5 protein-coding genes are annotated in these 6000 nt (G+C 60.2%); 1 reads left to right on the forward strand and 4 read right to left on the reverse strand.

Annotated features, from left to right (window positions below; genetic code table 11):
* Positions 1–458: 458 nt before the first annotated feature.
* Positions 459–1064: a hypothetical protein gene (locus tag ACLV8F_RS20150; protein ID WP_411885981.1), complete on the forward strand. Its 606-nt coding sequence runs from the start codon at positions 459–461 to the stop codon at positions 1062–1064.
* Between the two features lie 11 nt (positions 1065–1075).
* Here the strand turns inward: ACLV8F_RS20150 and ACLV8F_RS20155 are convergent, their stop codons facing one another.
* The 4 genes from ACLV8F_RS20155 to ACLV8F_RS20170 form a co-directional block, all read right to left on the reverse strand.
* The gene (locus ACLV8F_RS20155; protein ID WP_411885982.1) at positions 1076–2164 is read right to left on the reverse strand and encodes an ABC transporter substrate-binding protein; all 1089 of its coding nucleotides are present in this window, start codon (positions 2162–2164) and stop codon (positions 1076–1078) included.
* 15 nt (positions 2165–2179) lie between these two features.
* Complete coding sequence (locus ACLV8F_RS20160) at positions 2180–3154, reverse strand: Bug family tripartite tricarboxylate transporter substrate binding protein (protein WP_411885983.1); 975 nt, start codon at positions 3152–3154, stop codon at positions 2180–2182.
* 304 nt (positions 3155–3458) lie between these two features.
* Positions 3459–3821, reverse strand: coding sequence for a hypothetical protein (locus ACLV8F_RS20165; protein ID WP_411885984.1), 363 nt, complete (start codon positions 3819–3821; stop codon positions 3459–3461).
* Positions 3822–3825: 4 nt separating this feature from the next.
* The coding region (locus ACLV8F_RS20170; RefSeq protein WP_411885985.1) for an RHS repeat-associated core domain-containing protein at positions 3826–6000 on the reverse strand (2175 nt) is incomplete at its 5' end.

Raw genomic sequence — 6000 nt, forward strand, 5'->3', positions numbered from 1 at the left:
ACCGGATACCAAATACCAAATACCAAATACCAAATACCAAAAAGACAAATACCAACAAGGACTCGCCGTGGCGAGTCCTTGTTGTTTTCTGTATTCAGGGTTTGTCTTCGGCTGTTGGCTGTTCGGCATTTCGGTTCCCACCCCTTGTGGATGCGCCGAGGAGCGGAGGGCCAGACGGATCAGGGCAAAAACTTGTTTGAGCGAAGCGAGTTGTTTTTGACCCCGTCTGGACCGAGCACCGCAGGTTGCCCCGGAGCGAAGCGCAGGGGACGCAGCAACCAGGGTCGCCTTTTCTTTGCTTACTTTCTTTTGGCGAAGCAAAAGAAAGTGAGTTGCCGCCGGGCAACCCCGGCCAGCAAGCCCATGCAAAGGGCAAGCGCGCAAGCCGGCACAAGCCCCGGCAAAGGAATGACTACACTGATACCTCCCGCAACCCCTAATCCCCAACAACAACCTCAATGGAATTTTTCACCCTGGTGACCTGCGTCGCCATCGCCGTCTTCATCCTCAAACTCTCGGAAGAACGCCGGCGCATCGCCCTGCTGGGCAGCCACCTCGGCCAGTTCCAGATTGAAAAGCTGATGGAGACCCTGACCGACGGCTATCTGCGCGCGCTTGGCGAGAAAGAGCCTGAACGCCGTGACCAGGTCTGGAACCAGCTGGCCAGTTCGGAACTGAAGCTGTGTGAGCAGTTCACCCGCTTTGTCGCGGGCTTTACCAAGGTCGATGAAGTCGACGCACGCGTGAGCAAGCTCCCGATTGCCGTTCCCTTCGCCACCAAGTTTTTTCCCGGCATCACCTTCGACATGCGCAAGGCCCTGGCCGTTCATGCGCAAGGCATCCTGCATGTGGTGGAAAACAGTGCCCAACGCACACCCAAAGACAAAGCCTTCACGATGTCGGCCGAGCTGTTCCTGATGCAGCACAGCTGCCACTGGTTTTGCAAATCGAAAGCCGTGGCGTCGGCGCGCATGTTGGTGCGACACAAAACCTCGCACGAGCAACTGATAGCGTCTGTGTCGCCGGAGACACGCGCCGCTTACACCGCCCTCGTGAGCCGCTGAGCAGCCCGCGCTCAGGCGGCTTTGGCTTCCTCGGGTTCAAACTGGCGCAACAACTTATGCGCTTCGGCCAGCGGGCCTGGATCAATCCAGTCGGCCACTGAAAAATCATTCTGGATAAAACCGTGTTGCAGGAGGAAGTCCTTGCGGGTTTTCAGCGCGCTGACCAGTTCAGGCCGCAGGCTGGGCTCGAGCTTGTCGAATAGCGTTTCGTCAAACGCCTCGGGCACCCACTCTTCGGCCACCGACACCTCGCGCGCCACGATCGCCGCCGCCTCTTGCCGGTGCGCCCTGGCCCAGCGCGCCGCGCGCAGCACCTGCGCCAGGTAGCGGGCCACGATGGCCGGGTGCTTGCGCAGCAATTCGCCGCTGACCGTCAGCACATTGGGCGTGCCGTTGTTGATGGCGACCTTCTGGTCCGCGTGGTGGTTGATGTCCAGCACCACATGCGCACCCAAGTAGGTTTGCAGCGCCGGCCCGGCCGCGCCGTAGTGGTAGATCGCATCGACTTCACCGCGTATCAGCGCAAAGGTTTCAGCCCGCGCCGATTTGACGAACTGGTGCGCGTCAAAAAGCGGGCCCGAGCCGGACTGCGACACCTCGCCGATGTAGGCCTCTTCAACCGGCAGGTCGACCAGCGTGACGTCACGTTCGGTCAGCCCTTCCAGCGCCAGCGCCTGCAGGTAACCCTGCAGCGCCGAGGCGCGCCAGAAGTCGATCTTCTCGTTGACGCGCCGCGGCAGCGCCAGGCGCTTGCCCTTGAGGTCGGCCAGCGTCTTGATGCCTGAGCCAGGCAGCGCCAGGATGGACTGGTACTGCGGCAGCCAGGTGAGCCCGACCACCACCACATCCTGCCCCTGCGAGCGCGACCAGATCGGCGGCGCGTTGCCGCCCTGGCGGAAGGAGTTGGCCTGGCGGTGGTCGAAATGCGATTCGCGCACGCTGCGGTCGGCCGAGGCACGCAGCGACGACACCTCGATGCCGTCCCTGGCGAATTCCTCATTGATCCAGCCGTGGTGGATGGCGATGCCCGAGGCAGTCGGCACCGGGCAGCGTGTGTACCAGAGCTGCTCCAGTGGTTTGGTGAAAGGTGTAATGGTCATGAGGAATTTTCTTTTTCAGTCGACACGGATGTCATTGGCGCGAATCACTTTTTCCCAGCTGCCTATCGAATCGACGATCAGCTTGCTGAAAGCCTCGGGCGTGCCGCCTACCGGGTCAAACGCCTGCGCCAGCAGCTTGGCCCTGACTTCAGGGTCTTTGAGCACCGCGTTGATCTCGCGGTTCAGGCGATCAATGACAGGCTGCGGCGTGCCGGCCGGCGCGACAAAGCCTTGCCACGAATCGAACTGGAAGTTGGGCAGGCCCTGCTCGGCGAAGGTGGGCACATCGGGCAGCGCGGCGGAACGGGTGGCGGTGGACACACCCAGTGCGCGCAGCTTGCCGTCCTTGATGAAAGGCAGCGCCGGCGCAATGGTGACGATGATGCCGTCGGCATGTTTGCCCAGCACGTCGGTCAACGCCGGCTGCGCGCTGCGGTAGACCACCGGCTTGACCTTGATGTTGGCCTGGTTTTGCAGCAGCAGCACGCCGAGCTGGCCCGTGGTGCCGATGGCGGGCGAGGCCAGCGCGTATTTCTCCGGCTCGGCCCGGGCGAGCTTCAGGAACTCCTGCACGCTGCGGGCCGGCACACCGGCATGCACGGCAAACACCTGCGGTGAAGAGATCGCATGCACGATGGGCGCGAAGCTGGTGCGCGCGTCAAACGGCAGGTTGGTGAACAGCGTCTGGTTGATCGACAGGCCGTCCGCGGCAACAAAGATCGTATACCCGTCAGGCGCGGACCGCGCCACATAGTTGGCCGCGATATTGCCCGCGCCGCCCGGCTTGTTGTCGATGCTGACCGGCTGGCCCAGGCGCTGGCTCAAAGCCTGGCCGACGATGCGCGCCAGGATGTCCGGGCTGCCGCCCGGCGCGGCCGACACCACGATCTGCAGGGGCTTGGAGGGATAGACATCGGCCGCCGCCGAGACGGCCGGCGCGCCGGCGCCTATGAGGGCTGCCAACGCAAGGGCGAGGTGATAAAGCTTCATGGGACGCTTCCTGTGGAGGGAAGCGAACTATAGGAAGCCCCGCACGAAACGGGAAGGAAGAAGAGCGGATGTGCTTAGTTGGTTTTCGAGTAGGGCCTGGAAGTGCCTGAGGTATCCAAAGCGATTCGACCGGCAAGCGTCATCCCCAAGCTAAAAAGCTGACTACCTGGATAGAAATCGAAGCAACAAATCACGGAAACAGTGGTTATTTTGAAGAATCCACACGCTCAACCAAAAAGGGGGAAGGCTAAGTGCGTAAGATTTCGATGGAACACACCAAGCCCGCCTGACGGAACAGGCTTCGTCACCGCTCCACCGCGCTCCACCGCTTGGTGCGAATCACCTTCTCGATCATTCCCAACGTCAACGGCAAATACTCGCCGCGTTGCCTTACTGCCTTACCTGCAAAGGGCATAACCCAGAGAAGAGTGCGAGTGAGCATACTCTTACCAGCGAACTCGGGCGGAAAAAATTTCTCGAACTCGAGGCCAGTTAGATCGACCTGATATTGATGAGCCAACATGTCGATGCATGTCTCCGCGATCTCGCCGTAGAGGCCGAGATCGTGATACATCCGCGTACCAGTGTTGCACTTCGCTATCTTTCCTTTCGAAAAGCCGCAACGCTTGAGGTACTCGCGCAGTTCAGCAGAAAGTTCGTTTTCCATTGTTTCAATCACAAGTGAAGGCGTCGTAGATTTCATAGGCAAGTATCGCAGAACCCACATACGGCACCTTGCGAAGAACTTTGGTTATTCCATTCCGCGTCGCGACGGGATACACGCCACGACTTGCTGCCGCGTGGTTCAATTGACTAAAAGACGACGTCGCAGAGCCAGCGGGGCCACCACCTGCGATACCACCTCTAGGCTTACTCACAAACGGACCTGTTCCACCCAATGCTCCGCCTAATACCGAGTTTCCCGCCGCGCCAGCCGGTGTGTCTTTGCATGTGCAGTGTTCGTTTTTGTACTTCTCCAAAAAGTAATCGAACGCGTACCCGGCTCCAATACCGATCACAATGGGAATGAAAGCAATTTCACCTGTCGGGTCAACATATGAGAGCGGATTACCGTCGACATAGGCAAATGTATTGATCCCCCCCTCAAGCCCAATCGGATCTGACTGCATATACCGCCCAATGCGCGGGTTGTACTCTCGGTTCCAATTCTGGAACAGTCCGCTTTCGACATCAAACACCTGCCCAGGCAAGCGCTGGTTAAAACTGAAAATTCCCAGGCCGCTTGGATTCTGATCTGGCGCCGTTGCTCCAAAGGCTTCGGCTGAATCCCAGCGCCAAGCAATGGCCTCATCCGATTGCCGCGTGATGACGCGCGGTGCGCCCAATTGATCTGTCGAGATGTTGTAAAGGCTGATCGTGACATTGCTTGCGCCCGCCGTTCCCGTCTGCTTGATCACCCCGACCGGGCTGCCTAGGTAGATGGTTTCATAGAGCGGAGTGCCGTTGGCGTCGTATTCACCAAGCAGCTTGCCTTCCTCGTCATAGGCGTAGTAACTTGCACCAGTCGGGACCAGCGCCGTCGGGCCTGTCTTTCCGACCCTGAGCTCCAGGGCGTTGTACCCGTAAGTGACCGTGCCACCCGCGTTCGTCATCGTCGCCAGACGTCCCCGGTCGCTATAGGTATAGGCATTGGTTCCGTCGCTCGTGATATTGCCAGCAGCGTCGTGCACCACAGTCGCCGTGCCGCCCATATCCTGGGTCTGCGTCAGCTTGTTGCTGGTGGCCGAGATGGTGTTCGAATAGCTTGTGCCGCTGATGACCTTGGCCGTGCGGTTGCCGGTGGCGTCGTAGCTGTACTGAATAGCCGTGGCACCCAACGTGGCGCTAACTAGGCGGTTCAGGTTGTCATAAGCAAAGCTCTGGTCCAGGGCAGGAACAGCGACTCCATTGCTGATATGCGTGTACCCAGTGATGCGGCCCGCACTGTCACGAAGAATAGTGCGGCGGATACCGGTGGTCGTCGGGTCGCCCAGGTTGTAAGCACTGATCTGGCCGTTGGCGTCATAGCTGATGGTCTGCGTCTTGGTACTGGCCCACGTCCAGGCCGTGAGCTTGCTCTCGGCATTGGTCGTAACGGAGCTAAGCATTGGTAGCGTACTGCCGGTATTGGTTCCCACACCGTTGGCATTCGGCGGATTGACCGTGATACCGGAGACCGAGCCGTAGGCGTCATAGCTGTAGTTGACTCTCGTTCCGCTCGGATAAGTGATCGCAGTCAGCTTGTCCAGCGCGCTTCCGCTATCACCCCAGGTGTAGCCAACCGTGAAGGTTCTGGCGCCCGTGGTTTGGGTTTTGCCGGTCTTGCGGCCCACGCTGTCGTAGGTGTAGACCACCTGACCGCTCGCGTCGGTGATCTTGGTCAATTCACCAATGACAGCTGGGGTCGGCGTGGCGCCGCCGTCGTATTCAAAGACGCTCCCCGTACCGGTGGCATAGCTGACGGTTTTAAGGCGGTCCAGGTTGTCATAGGTGTATTGGGTCTGTTTGCCGCGGGCATCGGTTTTGGTGAGGACGTTGCCTTTGCCGTCATGGGTGTACTGGCTGGCTCCCGTGTCCGGGCTGGTCTGTGCCGTGACGTCGCCCAGGCCGTTCGGGCTGTAAGTCGTGTTCAGGCTGCGCGGGTCGGTGACCTGGGTCAGGCCATCGGCGGCGTTGTACGCAAAGCTGGTGGTCGTGGGCGTGGCGCTGCCGGTGTTGGCCGGCTGCTGGGTCTGCACCGGGCGGCCCAGGCTGTCGTAGTAGGTGTAGCTGGCCAGGCCATTGGGGTCCAGCACCGTGGTGGGCCTGCCCATGGCGTCGTAGCCGTACTGCCAGGTCATGGGGCC

Source organism: Polaromonas sp. YR568 (assembly GCF_943369675.1).
Taxonomy (GTDB): domain Bacteria; phylum Pseudomonadota; class Gammaproteobacteria; order Burkholderiales; family Burkholderiaceae_C; genus Polaromonas.